The following is a 22658-nucleotide window of genomic DNA, read 5'->3' as shown; positions in this document are numbered from 1 at the left end:
AGTCAGGGGTTTAACTGGTTGCCAGCGTACTGCCATTCGTAAAAACCGTCGAAATACCGCCGGTTGAAAAATCATTGAGAACCGCCGGAAGGACCTGAAAATAGTCGGTATCGGTCAGCATATCGGGTTCGATGGCGCGGAGTTTGGAGCGGTTGAGTGTGTCAGTCAGAATGTTCTCCAGTTCAAGCCAGGTCCATTTTCCGTTTAAAACCGGTGCTACGGCAATCAGGATGGCTTGCGGGGGAGTGGCATTCGGCCGATTGAAGTGGAAGGTAACGCCCGTCGTTTCCTTGTCGGTCGGAATCAGCTCATTCCATTCATCCAGTAAAAAACCGGCCTGATTCTGAACGGTATCCGTCGGAGCCTGGTGCAATACCAATGACAAGCGATCCTGATTTCGCTGCGATTCCGAGAATGTTTCGCCCACCCATTTTTCCCCGGTAACATACGGCAATTGAACAGGGGTTAAGGCGAAAGGTTGCTCCTGATAGAGATCGTGATGGAATGCGAGGGTTTCGGTATTTTCCATCACAGGCCGAACCCGGGCCCGGGTCTGCAGCCAGTTCTCCATGACCAGTTCAGTTTGCTGACTCAGCATATCCGGACTGTGCAGAATGCCGTTGGTCAGTTGACTCGGGTTGAGGAAACGGAACGCCGGAACCCAGTTGAACGATTTGCCGTAAAGCTGCCGGGCGACCTCCCGGCACCGCTCAACCTGCCGTTCGGGAGTTAAAGCCTCAAAACCGTCGAACCCATTTTGGGACGTTACTTTTTCAAAAAATGAGACCATTCCTTCCGCCTGAGCGAGCAGTTCATCGGTGGCAAAAACCGTATTGCCGGTTGTCGAATTCGGTAAGGCTTCCGTCCAGCCATAACTGGCCAGATCGGACAAACTGGCTCGGACGGAGGTTAGTTTGGCCAGTTCAACGGTGGGCTGCTGGCTCGTACGAGCCTGTTCGAGAGCGGTTTTAAGCACAGCGGTTTTACTTTTCAAAATCGCCGTAAGGGATTCCAAATTTGTTCTATCAGCTTCCAGTTGAGCGCGGAAAACCGCTAAGTCCTGATAGCCCTGCGGATTGGGTTCGCCTTCCAGATAAGCAGAAGTTTGTGGGAAAAAGTCCAGCGCATGCAGCGGTCGGGCCTCCGTCACGATCTTTTTCATGGCATTGAGCAAGGGGAGCAAACCACCCAGCGAAACCGCTTGCCCCGTCGGACTGAAAGTAAACTGAATCGCCTGCTGATCGGAAACATTGAAATTCTGACGAATCTGGTAAATCAGCCATCGCTCCAACTTCGAGGAAAGATTGCCCAGTTCGGCGCCCGCCATCAGGACCAGGTCGAGCGGCTGCAGGTCAAATTGGGCCAGGCTCAGGGTATCGTCGACTGTTCCGGTCTGATAGCCAAAGCGAATGTCGGCAGGTTTTGGGAGCCGCTCGCCCAGCCAGTGATTCACGAACCGATTGGCTTTGCCGCGCGGAGAAGCCGTGGCACCCCAGGCCGGATGCCGGTCGACAACCCCCGTTGTTTGCAGACAAACCGCTACACGGTGGGTGATCGAAGTGCCGGAGCGGGGCGTTTCCACAATCTCGGGTTCCGGCGGCATTTTGCCTTCAGAAATAGCCTGCAACATCCCGCCCGCCCGGTCGAAATTCCCCTGAACCACTTGAAAAACACTCTCCGAAAGCGATAAATCCGCCAGGGCATCCAGCGCATTGTTCAACCGGTCGAGTTCGGCCAGAATCTGGTTCATTTCCGTGGAATTGGGTGCGGGCAGTCCGGCAATGCCCTGAAGCTGCGGGTGCGTGCGGGCGTATTCGAGCAAATCGTAACCGTTAATCACGTTGCGGGCTTCGATCACTTCCTGCGCGGCACTGTCGGGTACGTCCGTTAATTTTTTGGAAATCAGCGGGAACCGGGCCCGAAGGACGTAAATGTATTGATTCAGGAACAGGCTTCGATCGTGCAGGCCGCGTTCAAACTGGTAGCCTAGCAGAGCCGCCAGATCCTGCCCGTTTTGAATGCCTTCCAGGTAAGTCATCGCCATCCGAACCCGTTCCGACGACAGGTTAACCGCCAGCCTAGGATTGTCGCTGCCCTGCGAAAGATAGGCATTCCGCAACACGGCTGCCGTCACCGCATGCCGCAACGACGGCGTCTGGATGTAACCGCCGTTCGACGCGTCTTCGTAAATGGGTTTGTTGTCGGGTTCCTGAAGCGGTTTCGGATAATTGGTTTGCGGAAAAGCCTGTTTGGCGGTATTGGCCCGCAGGTTTTCGACCCAGCCGTAGGCCCCCAGATACGTTCCTTTGCTCTGGTAACTATGGTCGGACGCGTGCTGCAGGTTATAAAGTCGACGGGCAAAAAGACCGGTTTGCCAGCCATCCAGTCGGTAGCTGCACAAATCAAGGTGTTCGGCAAAAAGCCGCTCCAGCCGCGCCGTAGGTAGGTTTTTCAACGTTTGTAACGCCTTGACCACGCCCATCAACGGTATCATTTCGGTAGGGCCATTGTAAGCGGTTCCGGGCTTGGGAATCAGCGTCCGGATATAATCGCCGACGGCCACATTCTGGTTGCCCAGCCGGACTTTCGACGCATTTAGTTGCAAAAAATCTTCCTTGCTCAGATCGTTCAGCGAGCCGATGTTCTGAATCTGTTTTTCCAGCGGGGAATCGTCGATAAACTGCTGATTGACCAGCCATTTGGTGATGCTTTGCCCGAATTCTTCCAGATAGGCCCGGCGCAATAACTGATACAACAGCGCCCTGGGAGCCGCCGTTGGATTATTGTCTTTATCCCGAAAAGACTGATTCTTAACAGTTTGCAAGTCGCTTTTCAGCAACCAGTCGATGTAATTGTTCGTGCCGTCATACGGCTGAATGGGAGCGGTTTCGGAGAAAGGTGTTCGGGGATCGGCGTCGATCACCGGTCCGTTCAGCTCATCGGTTTTGGACAGAAAAATCAGCTTTTCGAGTAAAAAATCCTTGCTTACATCGAACGTCAACCGGTTCAGTTGCTGGCTTTTGGCCGCGTTAATGGCGTTCCAGAGAATGTTGGATAGGAAATTGGATTTCTGGAAATTGAGGTAATTCCAGGCATAGAGATCCGTCACGGCTTTGCGGGAGTGAAAAACCACCGATGAAGCTTGTAAACCGATGATATTTAGCAACGTTTCGTTGGCATCTCCGGCTTTTCCGGCAAAGGCAACCTTCGGAAGTAACGCGGAATATTGTACGCTAAGCTGTCGGAGAATCTGGAGTAGTTTCCCCCAGAATTCCCGATCTGCCCCCATTTCCCGAACGGTAAATTGCCAGTCATTCAAACTGCTGGTGACGAGCACCCCGTAGGGCTGATTGCCGACCCGAATGGCGGGCAGAAAGCCCCGGCCTGTTACAAATTCCGTGAAAAACTGCCGGGCCAGATCCTGCTGCTTCCGGGTAACGAGCGGTTTGAGCAAATCGTCGAGCATCATGCCCCAGGTGGCTGGCCAGAGCGCATTGTTCATCGACAGCGCTTCGGCGATGTCGGCGCGCTGGGCATTTTCAGTGAATGACATCGATTCGGTACTGATCCCCAACGCTTCGGCAAACCGCTGTCCGTCGGTTTGCTGGTAGAAATCGGGCGTTGGTTTGAAGAGCGGTACGCCGTCCGGTGTTTCGAGTTGCGGCCCGGTTCGGTCGGCATCCGAAAAACCGGATGCGGCTTTATCAGTATTGTTCGTCGGGGTTCCCTGCGGTAAAATACCAAAACCGCCAGCGGAATAAGTGTGGTTCTGGAAGAGGTTTTCCAGCAAATCTTTGCTCTGCGTGGCGTCGGAGGTGAAGTGGATGCCAAGCACCACCAGTTTCTCAAAACCGCGGTGCACCCAGTCGACCGTAAGCGGTATTTTGACGGCCATGCCAACGGCAACGGCTTCCTCAAAATCGAACAGCCAGGCCATTTCCTTGCCGATGACCAGCTTGTTGTTGGCATCCCGTGAGAAAGCCGATTCTTCCAGCAACGGGTCGGGACCCATCACGAGGTAATCGGGTACTGGCTTGCCGACAACCTCGAATGCTTTCCCGCTCGGGCTGTACGCCATAAAAACAAACCGGCTGGGCATCAGACGCGTATGAGGTGCCTGACTCCAGGCTTGCGGTTTGGGCGGGTCCTGGGTTTTTAGAATCAGCTCCGGCAACAGACGCCATTTTCCGTACCAGTTAGTGGGTTTGGTCTGGCGGGCAACCCAGGCCGCCCGGTTTACCCCAAAGCGGTTTGCCAGACTCGCCCAGAGCGTTTCGCGCGTTTTTTTGCCGTCGTCTTCGGGCTGCATACGGGTTTCCCAGACGCTTTTCCAGTACGTTTCTCCGGCGGTTATTTCGTCGGCGGTGAGTTCGTTTTCGTGGGTAAAGGTGGTAATGTCATCGGGGTAAATCCGGACCCATAATTCGTGCTTATTGTTTTCCGAGTGAAAATGCGTTTCGATCCGAACCGGAAAAAGTACAATTGGCAGGTCGTCGGTCAGCTGCTCGATCAGCTGTTGCGGAGCGTCCTGAAATAAGTCCTGAAACTCCTGAAAACGCTTGAGTTTGCTCGTTGCAAACGTCTTGCGCGTGGCAGTCATTCGGAGTTGCAAGCGGGCGGCCTGGCTCTTCAGCGAATCGAGCGACAATTTTTCCGAATCCGTTAAACTTCCCTTAAGTTGCAGGGCCTGAATCTGGTTGTTCAGATCATTCGCCATCCCGGCCAGAAGCAGCAATTGCGCTTGATTCTGAGCTCGTTCGGTTTCCATTTTACTGGCGGCCTGTTGAATTTCTTTCAGATTCATACCGGATCAAACTTGAGGGTTGGACAGATTTCGGAGCATTTCGCGGGCGTGAACCGCCACCATGACCGGTTTTTGGAAAAGAATGTATGCGAGATCCGCCGAGTTGGTGTTCCAGTTCACGGAATCGGGATTGCTGCCCGGCAAACTTTGCACGAACGGCTTCGTCATGTCAATCATGTCCCGCTGATTGCCAAGGGTTTCCCACGAAAGATTATCCCATTTTGCTTCGCTTGCGTTGGTCGCCTGATTTTCGTCCAGCCCAAATCGGGGTTCGCCCGGCACCTCCTGAATGACGAAAAACCAGCCCAGATTTGCGTTGCCCAGGCGGTTTTTTTCGGCTGCGGTTTCTTCATTGACCTGCCCTTTGGCGGTAGTAATCGACAGATCAAAACCGATAAAATGCAGGTCCGGGTCGATTTGAGCCTTGTAGATCGGATTTTTGATGTGAACGCCGTCGGGGATGGCCTGCCCGCTCGTATCCACCAGCACCAGCCGGTTGGCATTGTCGGCGTCGGTTCCCCACTGGGCTTCCTGCGCGTAAATGACCGTGTTCGGATACCGCTTCAGCAAATCACCTTTGATGACCAGCACCAGTGACGGATTTTCGGCCGGATTGGCGGTTTGACGTTGATTGTGGTCCCCCAGGTGCATTTTGGGTGCGGTCAGCCACTGGTGAATCGGCGGAATATCCTTCAGCTTTTCGGCTTGTGCTTCGGGTGACAGGGAAGCCCTCGAAGTGGTTCCGAATGGTTTCCAGAACTGCCGGAAGGGCGTTCCACGCTGGTCGGTTGGGTACTCGCGCCAGAGCAATTCCCGCATGAATTCGTGGTTGATCCCAACCATATACGATTCGATAAAGGGCTGATTCGGAATCATCAGCGATATGGTGTTGGGCGGAATCAGATTCAGATTCGGGACAAAAAACTCCTTGTTGGCCGCCACCAGCGGTTCATACATGGCGTCGGCGATGTCGGGATACGCCATGACCGGATCCAGTTTTTCGGGCGTCGTTTCGCCTTTCGTGATCCCCGGCAGAACGCGTTTACGAAAATTTTCGAACGGATCGAGGGCTTGCTTCACCTGCAAAGCCAGCGATTGAGCCACCGGATTCCGGCTTGGCGGGGGCGCTACCTGCACATCCATCAGTTTGTGCAAATCGGCCACGGCCTTCCGAAAATCGGCGCCCACTTTAATTTCCACCGTTCCGTCACCGGTCGCTCTTGCCGGTAATTTGCCGGGCACCAGAATTTCGAATTGCGCCCGGGCCGGAATTCTTCGTAAGGCATCGGACTTGAAATCAAGCCGTCGCGTCACTTCAGCGGGCAGGGTTCGGGTCTCGGCCGGTACGGTTTTGGCGGGCGCGGCCGTTATTTTTCCAACGTTCAACGACTGAAAGAGCCTGGTAAAATTTTGGGGTGTCGCAATTGAAAACCGCCTGGCCGTCATCCGCTGCGGACTGACCACTTTCCGAAACGCTCCGCTGAGGGTGGCCGACGGAACCGTGCTTTGCTGAATCAGGTAATGGACCGTGGTCGTTCCGCCGATTACTTTTTTGTGGAGGTTACTGGTGATGGCCAGCGTCTGGCTGTCGTCCAGCGTCGACAGGTGTTTTTTCTGTAGCGTCGCACTCGCCAGCATGGCCACCTGCGAAAACCGGATTTTCTGGTTCGCCGACAACACGTCACCAATCTGCTGCCAGGCTTTGCGCATGTATTCCTCCTGATTTTTCTGCACGACGAGCGTCCCCATGCCGGCCGGAGCGCGGTAGCGCGGGTCCTGATTCAGCTCGTGAACCCAGTTTTGCTGGTTGTCTTCCAGTTGAAGTTTGGAAGTCAGCGCGTGCCATTTTCCGTACAGGGGGGGAGAAACCACCGGATCAGCCGTGGGATTGGCCTCAATCAGCGTCTCCGAACGATTCAGAATGGGCTGGACCTTCTCCGGAAAATCGCTGGCATCGTTGAATTTGCCTTCGGGTTTTCGCTTCGTGCTGGGGGCCAGCAAAGCTCCTTCGAGTCCCACGGTATTGTCGGCCGAAACCTGCACGGTGCCCATTCCAAAACCGGGTGCCTGAACGTCCATGTCCCGGATTCCGACGCGCTTGTCCATGTCGCGCGGTTGCAAAAGCCGCACCAGCGTTTCAAAATCGCCACCTGCACCGGTTTTGAAAAACCAGCGGTAATAAATCGGAAAATCCTTTTCACCGGTTTCATCCTTCGTCCACGAAAATGCCAGAGCCGGATCAGAATCAGCTACCGGTTCGCCCAGCCCGGCTTTTCGCCCAATTTCAAAGGTCGGAATCAGGAAAGCGTGATAGGCTGTATTGGCTTCCAGGTGGCGGGGGCACAACAACCGCGCAACACCCCGGTCCGGCTGGTTGGCCAGCAGGGTGTTCAACTGGCCCAGATTGGGTTGATTGCCCGGATGATCGATGGGCTCGTTCAGGTGGGTGTGCGCCCAGGCCCAGGCATCGTCGGGCGGGGGCAGAACGTCATTCCGATTCGCTTTGAGTTTGATGGCCGACAACGGTCGGTTGCCGGTATTGATGGTTTCGAACTCGGTTTCTTTCAGCACCATCAGGAAAATCCAGGGCGTGAGCCGGTGGTTGGGCCGCTCGATATCGGGCGTGTATCGCCAGGGGAAATCTTCGTCGTAAAACTCAATGGACGCCAGGTAATTGGGTTCAAAATCGGTGATCAGATTCCGCGGATCGGTGCGAACGATCATCTTCTGATTAATGCCGATGACATCGCCCGGCCCGATCAGGTTGACGGTTTTTGCAATCGGGTTGGCCGCGTCGCTGTTGATTTCCAGGCTGACATTCAGTTGCGCCCGAGCCGTCGTGGTGGCCTGGGTAAGCTGGTTGGCGATTCCTCTTCGGAGCCAGGGGAGGAAGGTATAACGGGCTAAGGGCATGATGAAAAGAAGTTATTTCGCGGAGTTAAGCGGAGTAAATCAGACGGGGCCGCCCGGCGGGGAAGCAGAGGTTTAATTGAGTTGATAGGAGGGAACAACCTGCAACTCGTCCGCGAAACCGGCGTCCTGGCGGATCAGCTTGCTGAGGGCGGCCTGCGCTTCGGTTTCGGTTTCGAAGATCATCTGCTGGTGGACCTGGAGCGAAGACGAGGTCGCGATGGCGAACGTTTCCGGTTTGATCGTGACCTTTTCCGCGCCCAGAACCGACGTTTTTCGTTTGCCTTCCCCCAGCGAAGACCGGGCAATGGCGTTGTGGCCCAGGTACAAGCCGAACAGGCTCCGATCGAACACGACTCGTTTTTTCTTTTGTTTTTCGGGCACATAAATCAGTTCATACGTGACGTCGAGTCCGACGGCGTAGGAGCTTTTCAACTGGCTCGAACCGCCGATCCGGACCCCGGCATCAAACGGCTCGAACGAAGGGCGGGCGAGCTTTTGGGCGTCGGTCATTTCAATGAACTGCGCCGGAGCAAACTGCTCCTTCTCGAAAGCCGAAGGCGTTTCTTCGGCGGTTCCCATCCGCGCTTTCGTGATCTCAAACCGGCGCGGACCTTCAGGAAGCTGGTAGCCAAAGCGGGCAATGTCCAGCCGCAGCGGCACAATTTTCTGCGTCACGGTCAGCGTGCCAAACGGGTGCAGAATCAGCGCATTATTGTCGGTTGGCAGCTCACGCAGTGTAACAAATTGATTGCCAACGGGTAGATCGGCTTTCCAGTTGCCCGGATTTCCCAGGGCTTCCCGCAGTTTATCGATCACCCGAACGGGCGGTAGGGTGTCGTTCCGCCGTTCGCCGAAGGTTTTGTCGAAATGAACGGAAATGGTGACGGTAAAAATAAAACCGATCTCAAACGACGCTTTTCCTTTCGCATGCCAGGGCGTGGGACCCTCGAGCGTGAGCTGGAGTTTGACGCTGAACAGCGTGGAAGATCCCGTCCGAACCGCCAGCATGGCTGCCACTTCGGCGATAAAATAAAACGGCGAAAACTGGATCAGCACGTCGAGCGACAGAAAACCGTAGACGTTGAAAACGCTGGCGTTGGCCGACAATTCAATTTTCGACCCAAACTGAACGGTATTGGACGTAACGGCAAAATACGACTCCGCTTTCAGGCTAGGATTGCCCGAAAAAATGACCAGACTCAGCCGTTTCAGGGCCGGTAAATTCATCGGCGGGGGCGTGTAAGCGGGGTGAAAACCGCCCATCGACACCAGAAAATTGGGGTTCTCTTTATAATACAGCCGCAGCGCCATGTCGCCGGTCAGCGTGAAAGTAAGAATCCGGGAGTCGATCAGCGAGGCATCGAATGAAATCTGGCCTTTGTCGAAATCCAGTTCGCCGAAGAAATTGACCTGAATTTTGACGATGGCAATTCGTTCTTCGGGCAAATTCATGCGCAGAACCCCCAGAATCGCAAAACCGGGTCTCGGAATTTCCAGCAATAAACCGAGTTCGATGCTGATGAGCGTGGGCGTTCCCCAGCCGATTTTGGCCATCGGTGCCACCAAATAATGACCGGTTTTGGGCGGAAAAATCCGCTTCAGGTCGTTGATGATCCGGGTGGCGTTGGCGACGATATTCTGCGGAAACAACACGGAATTGAGCGAACCGTCGTAAACCCCTTTTCGGATTTCGTCGACGAGGTACGTCCGGTTGATGCCGACCAAACCGCCGACGCCATTAAGCGTAAACCCGAAACTGAGCTGAATGGGCGTAAATTCCGCCGTAATGATGATGAGCAGCGAAAAACCTTCGCTGCCATCGGGCATCCGCGTGGTCAGAATACCGATGGCGTTCAGGGAAATCGTCTCAGAAAAGGTGAGTTCGAGCCCTCCGGCATATTCTTTTTTGGCGTCGTCGAAAAACAGAAAACCGCCCCCGGAAAAGCCTCCGCCATCGACGGCCAGCCCAACGCCCGTGGGAGGTTTGAAACCCAGCCCGATGTCGAAAGGCCCGGCATTGCCACCGTCGAAAGTCGTTGTCAGGCCAATGCCGATGTTCTGAACGACAAACGTGATGGGGCCGAGCTCGCCCTTGATGCTGGTTCCAACCTCAAGTTTAGCCGCCGGTTTCGGACTTGTTTCGCCGTATAATCGGATCAGGAGTTCCTCAATCGAAATGGGTCCGAGTCGTAAATGCGGATAAACCGCCACTTCAAAACCGCCCCCGCCCGTGAATTTGATGCCGTGTTTGTTCGACCATTCGAAGCCGAGAGTAAACGGGATCCGGGTTTCGCCATCGCCGATGATTTTGCGGATGAAGCCGTCGGCGTCGCTGGCTTTCAGGACGAGAGTGAAGTCGCGGAGCGAGCCGCCGATCTTGAGTTCGGGGTCATTGCCGTTGAACAGAAAATTGAATTCGAGCGAACCGCCCTTCAGTTCCAGCCGGGTGCCGCCGTCGCTGCCCACCACGGTTTTTGCCAGTGCGGGTGCGTATTCGACACCCGCACCAAATCCGGCGGAAGGCAGTTGACCGTCCTGAAACGGGTATTTGACGGTGATCTCGTTGGGGCGAATCAGAATGCCAAACAGCGCGGCTATGTTGGATTGGGCCTTGATCAGCAGGTTGACGTCTTCCCGAATCCGCAGCACAGCGCCGATCTGGGCGGGCAGCGCGGGTTGAATGATGATCCCTGGTAACTTGTTGTTAACGGCCGGTAAATCCAGAATCGAAAGGCCCAGTGGCCGGTCTTCCCCTTCGATGTTGAGGTACGCAAACGCAATTTCGATGAACTGCCGGATGCGCGGATTGCGGGGATTACTGGTCGGAAAATCGAGGTAGAGGTAACTGGTTTCGTCGTCGAGCCGGGCCAGCGAAACCGGAATGCGCAGTGCGTACACCAGTTCAAGGAAATGCTCGGCAAAGAGTTCAAAGTTAAATTGGGGCGTTCCCCAGCCGTAAATAAATTCAGGCAGGCGGTCGGGTTGGGTCAGGATTTCGGGAATGCGGTCCCAATTCAATTTAAACCGGATGAACGATGGCCGGCTGCGGTCGGCCGGGGCGCGAACCGGAATCTGCTCGATAACGCCGGTCATTTTGAAGAAGTTGAGTAGAAACGGCCAGGCTTCGGTCAGGTAATCGACGATAAGGATTTCGAAAAGCCGTTCGCGGATTTCATCCAGAAAAACCGGTACGTCCACCACGCCCGGCGGGGCTTCGCTGATGGCTTCAATAGCCTGAAAAACCGCCTTTATTTTTCCGAAAACCGCCATCGCTTTGGCCGGGTCGGGGTTGGCGAGCAGGGCTTCCAGACTGGCAATGGCCTCGTCGACTTTCGCGATCAGATTGGCGTAGGACGGCGGAATGCCGTTGACGCCCCAGCCCATCCGGTACAGAAAAATCCGAAACTGATCGGGATCACTAACGGCTTCTTTCAGCGGTTGAACCGCCAGAGCCAGGTGTTTTCCGAGTTCTTCAAGTGTTCCCATGCGCAGGAAAGGGTAAAGGGTTAAAGCCGACTAATCCGAATCGAATCGGGCAAATTGGGTCGGATTGATCCGGGTGGATGCGGACCGAAGTTTAGGACAAGTCCTTGAAAGTAACCAATTCTCCCATAGGCTTTTATAGAAATTGAGTGAACGGCTACAGCCTCAATCCGGATATATTTTACGGCTCATATAGTCCTCGTCGAATTTGGCAAACCTTGTTGGGTCGATCATGTTGATCAGGGTATAGCGGCAGACGGCGCACAATTCGATGTAGTGAACGTTCTTCTTGTCGTCCTCCTCGGTTGTCGTGAACATCAGGCATTTGGCCGCGGGGTGATAAATGCCGCCGTGCCGGGCCATTCCTCCACTGAACAGACCAACGATTTCCTTTTTCCGGCGCGAGCAACAGGGGACCAGGCTTTGCGGCAGCGAGGAATTGGCGACGATGCTGGTATCAATGATTTCCTGATGCGTCGGATTGGCATTCAACGGAAACGGATTGGCTTTCAGGTAATCCAGTACCGGTTTGGCAGTCAGCTCCGCAAACGGATATTGCGCGCTACGGTGTTTCTGCGGAGCCTCCACAACGGCGTAGAGCAACAATTCTTCGTTTGGATGAATTGTCGTTAAGTCTGCCGGTACGGGCGTTGTCCCCACGGTTTGGAGCGTAACCGATGTGGCCGTAACCGACTTAACTTTCATTTCGGGCGAAAGCGAAAGCGTCTGAAGGTCGGGTTGTCCGGCGGTGGTTGCGGGCGTTCGTAAAACCGTATATACGGGATCAAATACCCGTTTTTCGAAAATGCCCAGGCGCTGACCAACCTTGAAAAACCGGGTTTGCCCGGCCTTCAGCTCCACCGCAACCGTTGTAGTACCGAAATCACTTTTGATGGTGATCTTATTGTTGACCGAATCGATCGATTTGACTTTAACGTAGTATTTGATAAACTCTTCGGCCAGCGTTGCCGGACTCACAATGTCGGCTTCAACCTTGTATTTTTCGTCGTACACCCGCATCTGAAACCGGTTTACGCGCCTTTTTCTGAAGAAAACCGTTTCATTGACCTTGAAATCGGCTTTGGGTGATTTTAAGGTCATCACCATATCGCTGCCCGACAGACTGATCGCCGTCACCAGGGAACATTTCCGGATGCGCGGATACCGCCATTTGATTTTGAAGGCATCCAGCGCGGTTCCGCCCCCCGAAATCGGGCTTTCCAGATCCAGTTTTGCCTGAAGGTTGCTGTATTCATCGGTGAGATAGACCCCATCCGTGTAATTCGCGAAAGGCCAGTTTGCTACCGCCGGGTCCGTGATGGGTTTGTTGGAATAATCGGAATTCGGCTCGCCATATTCATCGCCCAATCCGAAGGAATGGACCAGTTCGTGGGTCAGAGTGGCTTTCGCCATGGGGGGCAATACACTGGGCAGCACCGGCGGAATCCGTGACGTCCGGAAGTCCGCCAGGGTGCCCGTCAGGGTAATGTCATCGGGCAGTTTCAGGCCGGCGAACAGATAACCGGTTTCGTTCTGCGCCCGACCGGCGTTGGTAGCCAGGAGAAAAATAACGTTATCAAAATCCTTGCCCCGGTTTCCGCTGGCCTTGTCCATGACAAAAACCGGTCCGATCAGGTTGTTTTGCCCATCCCGCAAAGTGCCCAGAAAACCATCCAGAAAATCCCGCTGCACCCGGCGATTGTCAAAATTGATCAACTCATGTTTTTCATCCTGGGCGGCCGCCGAGTAATCGTTGACACTGATCCCGAAGGCCGAATCGGTGGCATCGGGCAGCCGTCGGTCGGCACTCGATTTCCAGCCGAAAACCAGGGCATTGTCCACACTAAAAAGGACATCGAGTTGAGCCGCCGTCAGCCGGGTGGTGTTTTCCCAGCGGAGCCTCAAAACCGCATCGTCGACGGCTTCATCGCTTTTCAGCGGAACGCCGACAAAATACAGGAGATTTTCGGCCGTCCAGGTACTGGCGTCATCGCTGTCCGGTTTGGCGGGAACGCTGGGGCTGTACGCATTTAGTGTCGTGCCGGAAGCGTAAACTTCCAGCACACTCCGGTGCGTCAGGCCCACTTCGCGCGAAGGGACAAACGCTTTCCAGAAATTGATGGAACCTTTGAGTTGATCGAAAGGGGAGGTGATTTTGTTCCTGACCAGATCGGCGACGTAATTGTTCACCAAGTCCTCGAAAACGCCGGAGTCGGTAAAACCTTCGGGCAGGAAAAGAATATTCGGAATCTCGTTCAGCCGCGAAAAACCGGGGCTTCCGCCGGTGGTGACCAGCTCGACCTGAATGGTGGTCTGGTTCGCCGACAGATTGGTCGAAACCTGGATTTTTCCGATGGCCGAAACAGTTTTGGTGCCGTATTTCACGCTGACGCTCACCGGGAAATCGCCGGAGAGCTGACCGGTGGTTATTTTTCCGCTCGCGTTGATGAGACTGGGAGCCGCGGTACATTTCCAGGTAATCCGGGGTTTGTTGGTAATCGTATACGGCACGACACCCCCGTTGTCGCCGAAATAAATATCCCCGATTTCGGCCACCACGCCATCATCGAAATGGGCGTATAATCCGGCCCGGGCGTCTTTCATCCCCTGATAAACCGTGAACGGGTCGGGCGTCATCCACACATCCTGGATCAATTGGTGAACGTGAATGCGGAGCGCCGTCTCGCTCGTGGAGTTGTCGGACGTGTCCGTGACGATGACGTAAACCAGGAAACTGCTGATCTGGAATTTCGGATCGGTCGGGGCCGCAGCATTCAGGGCAATCTTGCAGGTCGGTTTTCGGCTGGCTGTATTGCCGATGGTTGCCGTTATTTTCAGGTTGGCCGACGCACTGAAGCTGGTCTGAAAACCGTATTTAATGGTCGCATTCGCATCGATGTAGTCCGCAGCCGTGGTCCGGTCGATCTCCAGCAAACCGGACAATTCGATGGTTTGTCCCCGCAGCAGATGAATGTCGTAAGGCGGATTGAAGGTGGGGCGGGGCGCTGGCATGGACGGATCGTTTAGGAATGCCGGTCAAAGTAACCAATTCTGCCATAGGCTTTTACGGAAATTGAGCAAACGGCTTTACTCAGTCCGGATAAATTTTGCGATTCAGATAATCAGTTGTGAAAGCTCCGAACTGGGTTGGATCGATGAGGTTGATCAACGTGTAGCGGCAGACGGCGCAAAGCTCAACGTGCCCGTTTTTGGTAGCATGGTGCCGCATCATGCACTGGGCCGCCGGGTGATAAATACCGCCGTGGCTCCGCGCCCCGCCCGAATACAAGCCGATGATTTCCCGCTCCCGTTTGGAACAGCAGGGAACCAACCGGCTCGGAATCTCGGTACTAGACCCGGTATCGATCACCTCAGTACCCGAATGTGCATTGAACGGCAACGAATGAACCAGCAGGTAATCCAGCACCGGTTTGGCAATGATCTCCTTATGGGGATAATCGAGCGACCGCTGTCCGTCCGGCATGTCGACGGGCTGGTAAACGATCAGATCGTCGTTGGACGTCTTTGTTTTCAGGAAGTCCGGGAAGTCGGCCGGAATGTTCAGCGTGAACTGGTTGGCGGATGCATTGACGCTGGAAATGGTCAGCAGGGGCGAAATGGCCTTTTTCTCGATCTCGCCGGTGGCCGAGCGAAAGGTCGTGAAAATGGGTCCCGGGCGGCTTTCCTGATTGATACGGATGGATTGGCCGGGCTGACACAAAACCGCCTTTCCGCTTTCCAGCGTCAGATCCAGGGTGACGGTTTGCCGGGTAGCCCCAAAACCGACTACTTTTTCAATCGTCACTCGTTCCTGCGCCGGATCAATCGACCGGACCGTAGAGTCGCCTACAAACTCCGGCGGAACCGGGTCCGGATGTAAAACCAGACTAATGGAAACCGGTGGACTGCCGGTCGTTTCCGAAATGCGATAGGCAAAACCGTCTTTCTTTCGTTTTCGCAGAAAAACCGGGCTTCCCGCAGCAAACTGAGCTGCCTGCCTGGGTTGCAGCGTGAGGGTGAGCGTCGACACGTTCACCGAAACGGCGGTCACAATCCCGCATTTCTGCATGAGGTGATACCGCCATTTGATGTGGTACGGATTGAGCAGCGGAGTACCGTCCGTCCCCAGAATTTTAAGGTCAGCTTTGGCTTGCAGATTACTGTAATTGTCCAGACTCGCACCGTCGCCTTCGAAGTTGGCGAATGCCCAGCCGATAACATCCGGATGGTTGACCGGTTTCTTTATGAAGGAATTCGAAGGGGGCGATTCACCATATTCGTCACCCAACCCGAAGGAATGGCAAATCTCGTGGGTGATGGTTCCCTTCAGACCGGGTGGAATTTTGAAGGGCATCGTGACGGGTTCGATGGAAACGCGGTTGTGTGTCAGGTCGCCAGTCAATTCGTCAAAATCCTGACTGCCGATGTTTGAAAACATGTATCCATCCTCGTTCTGCGCCCGCCCACGCTTAAAAGCCGTGATGATCACGATGTTATCCCAATCCTTGCCCTGCGGCAGCGTCGGTTCCGGCGTCGACTGGGGCGATTTGATGAACGTTCGACCCACCGGGTTGTTGGCGGCATCCCGCAAACCGTAGAAAAAATCGTCCAGATAATCCCGGTGGGTTCGTTTGGCATCCAGATTTATCATGTTGTAATCATCGTCGTACCGGGCCGCCGTATAATCGTTGACTCGGACTCCCAAAGCCGTATCGGGAACGTCGGGCAGGCGACGTTCCGCGTAGTATTTCCACTCTTCGACCAACTGCGGGTTGTTCTCGATTAAGTCATCGACCTGGCCGTCGGTCAGGTTGGTGGTTGCTTTCCATTTCTCGGCGAGCAGTTCGTCGGGGCTGTTGCCTTCGAAGCGCGCGGGCAATCCGACAAAATAAAGCAGGTGATTGATCGTCCAGTCCGAGACGGGCAGGTTGACCGGTTTTTCGATGAACGGAATCGTCGTTCCTTCCAGCTGAACGAGATTAATGGAGTTGGTTTCTTCCGTGACCCGCTGTTCGCCGTAGGTCGCAAGACCGGGTTCGCGCGAGGGAATGAAAACCATCCAGTAATTAATAGAACCTTTCAGCAGGTTAAACGGTGAGGTGATTTTTTTGCTGACCAGATCGTAAACGTAATCGGCGACCAGGGATTTGAACTCGAACTCCTGATCTTCGGTGAAGCCTTCGGACAGAAAAAGCAGGTTGGGAACGCTGTCCAGTTTCGAAAAACCGGGTCCGAAACCCGTTGCCACCAGTTCGGCGCGCAGGCTTGTCTTATTGGTTAGCATTTCGGAGATAACCACATCGGCCCGGACTGGTGGCAAGGTGGTTCCGTTGTAGGATACCTCGGCGGAAATGCGGTGGGTGCCCGACAAATTCTGCGGTCTGAGGGTATCGAATCCCGAACCAATAAAACCGGGGGTATCGGAATCCCAGGCCACGGTGATCGCCGGACTGATGTTGTACCGAAAACCGGAACCGTGATTTCCCTGAAACAGCGAATTTCCAATTTTGGCGATGCAGCCGTCGTCGAACCGGGCGTAGAGTTCGGCGCGGTAATACAGCCCCTGGTAAATCGTGAGCGGGTTTGGCGTTAACCAGACTTCGGCAATCGCCGTGTGAATGTGAATCCGTATAGCGGTTTCGTTCATCAGATCGTCGTCCGGGCTGGGTGTGCCGTGCGTGTCGATGACCTGCGCGTAGACGTAAAAATTGCGGATGCGGTTTTCGGCCAGCGCCGGTTCGGTCGCATCCAGCCGGATCAGGCAATCGGGTTTGCGCGGATCGGCGACGGGATTCGAAACGTGGATACCAAAATCAGCGGCTTTGGTTTCGTCAAAACTAAACCGAAACCGGTATTCGTGGGTCGGGTGGGCGTCGATGTAAGGGCCGGGATAGCTATTGCCGATCTTCAGCAGATCGACAAATGGGCTGTTGTCGGGGGCTCGCAGCCCGTCGCTGATGAGCTGAAACGACTGACCCCGTAGCAGATGAACGTCGTAGGGTGGCGTAAACCGGATGAAAGGAACGGCCATAGCTTACGATGGATAAATTTTCCGACTCATGTAATCGTCGTCAAAAGCGCCAAACCGGTTGGGGTCGATCAGGTTGACCAGCGTGTAGCGGCAGACCGCGCAGATTTCAGTGTATTTTTTGTTCTCGGATTTATGCCGCATCAGGCAAAAAGCCGTCGGGTGGTAAATGCTGCCGTGGTATTTTTTGCCGCCACTGTACAGCCCAACGATTTGTTTTTTGTTCCGTGAACAACACGGCACGAGTTCGCCCGGAATGCGGGTAGTTGATCCTTCCACGACAATTTCCCGGTTTTGGTCGTCGGAATTGAATGGGAAGGGGTTATCCTTCAAATGAAAGAGAACCGGTTTCGCGATCAGTTCGGCGTGGGGGTAATCCGGCGTCCGCTCGCTGGCAGGCAGTTCGACCGGTTTGTAAACGATCATCACTTCCCGCTCGTCGAGCGTCTGTAAATAATCGATCAGCGTTTCGTCGGCCGGAACGGACAACTTCATTGTCTGGTCTCCCAGGTTGACATCCGTCACCGTCAGCAGGGGCGAAACGGCCCGCGTGAATTCGTTGGGATCGGTCCGGAAAATCGTGTGCACCGGGTTAGTGCTTTGAGTTTCAATAAAAACCGTCTGTCGGACGCTCAGGGTATTGACGCTACCGGGCTGGAGGGTTACTGTCAGGTTGGTCGATGTCCGGGCCGAACGAATCGTTACCTGATCGTTGGGTACATCGACCGCCGTAATTTGGGCCCGGCCAAAAAACCGGGAGGAAATCCACTCCGGATGAACGATGGTATTTTCCACGAACGGATTGGCGTCGGTTGAAGAAACCAGCAGGTAAATATTCTCTTTCAATTGCCGTTTTCGGAGAAAAACCGTGTTCCCCGTCGAAAACCGCGATAATTGCACCTGATTTTGCAAGGTGAGCGAAACCGTGTTCTGGTGGACGGCAATCGTGGAAACCAGTCCGCATTTCTGAATCCGGTGGTACCGCCATTTGATCTTGAGCGCATCGATCCCGCTGTTGGCGTTCGACGGATTTTTGCGCAGATCTTTTTTGGCCTGAAGGTTCCCGTAAATATCCAGCACGGAAGGCTGAGACGGATAAATGGCAAAATCCCAGGTAATGTCATCGACCGGTTTTTTGTTGAATTTTTTCGGCGGTCTGGTGGCGTATTCGTCGCCCAGTCCGAACGAATGACAGAGTTCGTGCGTCACCGTGGCCTTCAGCGAGTTCGACATTTGCAACGGCATTTCGGTGGGAGCCACCGACATTCGTAAATCCGTCAGTTTGCCCGCCATGATCAGTTGATCCAGTTCGACGACCTGAGCGAACATGTTTCCGTTGATATTCTGGGCGGTTCCCTGCTGCGCGGCCGTCAGAATGACGACGTTATCCCAATCCCGACCCGGATTTTCGTTGTCGTCCAGAATAAACCGCGGTCCGATCAGGGTTTCCGGAATGGGCGGTTCGGCGCGGGTGCGGAGGTTCCGGAAGAAACGATCCAGATCTCCGCGCTGAATTCGTTTGCCGTCGAAATTGATCCTATTAAAATCTCCGTCGCGCTCAGCCGCCGTGTAATTGTTGACCGTAATCCCGAAAGCCGTGTCGACCGCATCGGGAAGCCGCCGGTCGGCGTAACGCTGCCATTCCCGGACGAGGGTTTTGTCGGATTCCAGATGATCGACCTGCCCACCGTTTAGCAGAGTGGTTTCGCGCCATTTTTCGATAAGCTGACTGAAAACCGCTGGGTCGTCGGGGTCGCCTTCCGCCCGAACGGGCAAACCTACTTTGTAAAACAGGTTTCGGATGGTCCATTCCGACACATCGCGGTTTCCCGGATCAATCGGTTCGTCGAATTCAACGCCGAATATTTCCTCGAAGCTATTGGGTTTGGTTCGCTTTTCGACAGACAGTTCGCCCCGGTACGTCACCCCGCTTTGCCGGGAAGGGACAAAAACCATCCAGAAATTGATCGACTTTTTCAGCAGGTCGAAGGGCGAGGTGATTTTTTTATTCACCAGATCGCTGACGTATTCCAGCACGAAAATCTTGAAACTGTATTCCTGATCGTCCGTAAAACCATCCGACAGAAACAGAATATTGGTCGCCGTTTCCAGCCCTTTCAGGCCGGGGCCCTGGCTGGTGGCTACCAGTTCGGCGCGCAGGGATGAAGCGTCGGTCAGGTTTTCCGAAAAAATCACCTCCGCCTGGTTTTCAAACGTCTGACCCCAGCGAACGCTGACGTTGATCCGGTGCGTGCCGGTTTGATTGGTGGCGCTGATGGTTCCGTCGTCCTCATCGACGAGATCAGTCGTGGGCGAACTCCACCGGATGGCGGGCCGGGGCTCGATGTGGTACGAAACCTCGTCGCCGTTATCGCCCTTGAAAACCGTTCCAATTTCGGCCACCACCTGATCGTCGTAACGCGCCCGCAAATACGGCGAGCAATCGACGCGGTTGTAAACCGTGATTGGGTTGGGGGTAATCCAGACCTCCTCGATTTTGTTGTGAATGTGAATCCGGAGGCATATCTCGGTCTCTTCCTCATCGTCTTCGACCTTCGCGAAAAGGTAAAAATTCCGAATGCGGTTTTTGGGGTCGGCCGGTTCGCCTTCGAGCAGCGTGATAACCAGATAGAGTTGGTCGGGATTCGAAAAATTGGTGCGCGTAATCTCAATGCCGAAATTTGCCGCATCGGTTTCCTCAAAACTGAACCGAAAGGTGCATTGAACATCCGGATGATCGGCGATGTAGTCGAAAACCGGTTCTTCGTTCAGCTCCAGCAGGCTGTATTCGTCTTCCTCGTTGACAATTTCGATGACCTGACCCCGGAGCAGGTGAATGTCGTAACACGGATTGAATGCGACAGAAGGGACCGACATAGCAAAACGGTTTTGGAACGCCGATGAAGGTAACCATTTCGCCAATAGACTCTTACCGAAATTTAGGGAACGGCTATCCGGAACTTTTGGGTTCGAGCAGGGGTAGTGCCACCGTGAAATACGAACTATCGGACGTTACAATGGGATCGCTTTGGGCCAGCAGCCGGTATTTGGCCATGATGTTGGTCAGCCCGACCTGATTGGAAGCCACCCGACCGGTTTTTTGCTGAAGGTTGTTCCGCACCAGCAGACGGCCCACCTGAGTGGTTTTGATCTCGATCAGCAGCGGTTTGTTGGCGTGAATGACATTGTGTTTGACGGCATTTTCAACCAGCATCTGCAGGGTCAGCGGGGGAAGCTGGTAAGTTAGGTACGGTTCGGCCACCGATACTTCCAGCGTAATCCCGGAACCGTAGCGGGTTTTGAGCAAGTGGAAATACGACTGGATGAACGACAGTTCGGTCGCCAGCGTCGTCAGCTCGCCCTGGTTCGTCTGGAGCAAATACCGGTATACTTTCGACATTTCATCGACAAATTCTTCGGCGCGCTCCGGTTCGTCGGCAATCAGCGAGGAAAGGGAGTTGAGGCTGTTGAACAGAAAATGCGGGTTGACCTGACTTTTCAGACTTTCGTACTGGCTTTGCAGGTTGACCTTTTTCAACTGCTCTTTTTCCATCGTGTTTTCCCGCCAGCGGTTCAGCGAATACACACTCTCGTCAATGCCCACCGACACCAGATTGGCCGCCAGGTTGAGTAACAACACCTGCCCGGTTGAGCCCGGATCGTGGTGATAACCAAAAAGGTGGAACGTGTCGTACAGAAAAACCCCGCCCAGGATGAAAAAAGGCGTGATCAGAATAAAAACCAGGAGAAGTCGCCAGACCCGCTGCCAGGTCTGGCCGAGGTTCGGGTATCGGCGAACCACCCATTGCGTCAGTTGATCGAGCGTAAATAAACAGCAACTGGCGATGGCAAGATTTAGCCCGGTTGCCGAGATGAATGTCCAGGGATGCGTGAGGTAACGGTCGCCGATGACCCAGTAGGTAATGAGCGGAATAAACCACGGAAACAGCAGCAGAAAGTGCCACTGACTCTGTTTCCGTAGGCGCGGAAAACGACGAAAAAATGGTAAAAATGCCGACTTCATACTCCAATCGTATCCGCTCAATATAACCGAATGCGTTTCTATGAACACGCACTTTGGGGATTAATTGTCAAAATCGCGTCCTGAATTGCAAAGAACACCGTTTGAATTGTAAATCGGATGAAAACCGGGGTTATTTTGGTTGAATCGGCTGGGAAACCAGCAGCGGAATCGATACGCCGAAGTGCGTTGCGGTTTCGTCAACCTGAACTTCTTCCCGGCTCAACTGCCGGTATTTGGCCATCAGATCGGCCAGTTTCGACGGAGAAACGTCCATTTTGGTAACTTTCCGCTGCACGTTGTTCCGAACTACTAACCGCCCGTCCGGCGTTGTTTCAATCGCGATGGACAACGGTTTGGCCGCACTCATGCTGTTGTGTTTGAGGGCGTTATCGATGAGCGACTGAAGCGTCAGGGGCGGCAGCACGTGGTCCAGAAAAACCGCATCGGCTGACTGATCAACCTGCAGGCTGGACCCGTAACGGGTTTGTAAAAGACTGGCGTAGTTGGCGATAAAGTCCAGCTCGGTTTGCAGGCTCACCAGTTCGCGGGTGTTGGCCTGGAGCAAATACCGGTAGACTTTTGATAAGCGATCGACAAACGCTTCGGCCAGTTGCTGGTCCTCGCCGATCAGGGAGGAAAGCGACGTGAGGCTGTTGAAAAGAAAATGCGGATTGATTTTCATCTTCAGCGTGTCGAGCTGGTGCTGAAGCGTGGCCTGGCGGAGTAGCTCGTTTTCGGTCTGGTCGCGGTGCCACTGGTTGTAGGTGTAAAAAACGTTCAGAGCAACGCAGAAACACAGGTCGAAAATCAGGCCGAGAATCAGAATGGGTCGAATGGCCTCCCAGGTGAAAGATACGCCGAGGATGGGAAAAAGGCTGTAAGTAAATACATCCAAAACCGCTAAGGCAACGGTGAGCAAACCCACGGTTGTGAGCATGATCAGGGTTCGGAGCGTAGCCCGCTGCACATCCGGATACCGGTTAATGACGCCCCGAACGGCAAGGGTCAGGGCAATGACCGAGACCCAGTAGAGCACACAAACCACCGCTGTTCCCAGCACGAACACCCGCCAATCGCTGAAATACCGCGGACCGACGAAATAATAATTGCCGATGGGAAACAGAATCGGCATCATCAGGAGGTGATACCAAAGCTCCCAACGGGAGAAAAAAGTTGTCAATCGCCGGTAAAACGTTTGATCCATTCGCAGATGCCGTCGCGGGTTGCCGATCTTTCAAAATAACAGCTAAAGGTACATTTTTTTAAATGATGATTCAATCCTGAATTTGAAAGACTTGGAAGGACTCAAGGATGGTTGGGCCAACTACTTCCGAAAAGAGTTCGGCCGGAAAGTTGACATTTTTTTCAAATTTGGGGCATCTTTGCACCCGTTCGATTTTGCCACC

The 22658-nt window shown here is 54.2% G+C and carries 8 protein-coding genes; all 8 read right to left on the bottom strand.

Going from position 1 to position 22658, the window contains the following annotated elements; genetic code table 11:
• Positions 1-10: 10 nt before the first annotated feature.
• Positions 11-4804, bottom strand: coding sequence for an OmpH family outer membrane protein (locus GJJ30_RS21505; RefSeq protein WP_154177252.1), 4794 nt, complete (start codon positions 4802-4804; stop codon positions 11-13).
• A gap of 6 nt (positions 4805-4810) precedes the next feature.
• On the bottom strand, positions 4811-7717 hold the full coding sequence (locus GJJ30_RS21500) for a hypothetical protein (protein ID WP_154177251.1): 2907 nt from the start codon (positions 7715-7717) through the stop codon (positions 4811-4813).
• Positions 7718-7789: 72 nt separating this feature from the next.
• Complete coding sequence (locus GJJ30_RS21495; protein WP_154177250.1) at positions 7790-11203, bottom strand: DUF6603 domain-containing protein; 3414 nt, start codon at positions 11201-11203, stop codon at positions 7790-7792.
• Positions 11204-11365: 162 nt separating this feature from the next.
• Entirely contained in the window at positions 11366-14212 is a 2847-nt protein-coding gene (locus GJJ30_RS21490; protein ID WP_154177249.1) for a hypothetical protein, read from the bottom strand.
• 79 nt (positions 14213-14291) lie between these two features.
• Positions 14292-17231: a hypothetical protein gene (locus GJJ30_RS21485; protein ID WP_154177248.1), complete on the bottom strand. Its 2940-nt coding sequence runs from the start codon at positions 17229-17231 to the stop codon at positions 14292-14294.
• Between the two features lie 3 nt (positions 17232-17234).
• Positions 17235-20105 (bottom strand): hypothetical protein, encoded by a 2871-nt coding sequence (locus GJJ30_RS21480; protein WP_154177247.1) that lies wholly within the window; start codon positions 20103-20105, stop codon positions 17235-17237.
• A gap of 73 nt (positions 20106-20178) precedes the next feature.
• Complete coding sequence (locus tag GJJ30_RS21475; RefSeq protein WP_154177246.1) at positions 20179-21252, bottom strand: sensor histidine kinase; 1074 nt, start codon at positions 21250-21252, stop codon at positions 20179-20181.
• Positions 21253-21382: 130 nt separating this feature from the next.
• Complete coding sequence (locus GJJ30_RS21470; RefSeq protein WP_229313308.1) at positions 21383-22456, bottom strand: sensor histidine kinase; 1074 nt, start codon at positions 22454-22456, stop codon at positions 21383-21385.
• Positions 22457-22658 lie beyond the last annotated feature (202 nt).

Source organism: Larkinella terrae (assembly GCF_009668025.1).
Taxonomy (GTDB): Bacteria; Bacteroidota; Bacteroidia; order Cytophagales; family Spirosomataceae; genus Larkinella; species Larkinella terrae.
This window is presented reverse-complemented; position numbering and strand designations above follow the sequence as displayed.

Coding starts and splice junctions, on each gene's coding strand:
- GJJ30_RS21490 (WP_154177249.1), bottom strand. CDS start 14,212: ATGCCAGCGCCCCGCCCCACCTTCAATCCGCCTTACGACATTCATCTG.
- GJJ30_RS21470 (WP_229313308.1), bottom strand. CDS start 22,456: ATGGATCAAACGTTTTACCGGCGATTGACAACTTTTTTCTCCCGTTGG.
- GJJ30_RS21495 (WP_154177250.1), bottom strand. CDS start 11,203: ATGGGAACACTTGAAGAACTCGGAAAACACCTGGCTCTGGCGGTTCAA.
- GJJ30_RS21500 (WP_154177251.1), bottom strand. CDS start 7,717: ATGCCCTTAGCCCGTTATACCTTCCTCCCCTGGCTCCGAAGAGGAATC.
- GJJ30_RS21505 (WP_154177252.1), bottom strand. CDS start 4,804: ATGAATCTGAAAGAAATTCAACAGGCCGCCAGTAAAATGGAAACCGAA.
- GJJ30_RS21485 (WP_154177248.1), bottom strand. CDS start 17,231: ATGGCCGTTCCTTTCATCCGGTTTACGCCACCCTACGACGTTCATCTG.
- GJJ30_RS21475 (WP_154177246.1), bottom strand. CDS start 21,252: ATGAAGTCGGCATTTTTACCATTTTTTCGTCGTTTTCCGCGCCTACGG.
- GJJ30_RS21480 (WP_154177247.1), bottom strand. CDS start 20,105: ATGTCGGTCCCTTCTGTCGCATTCAATCCGTGTTACGACATTCACCTG.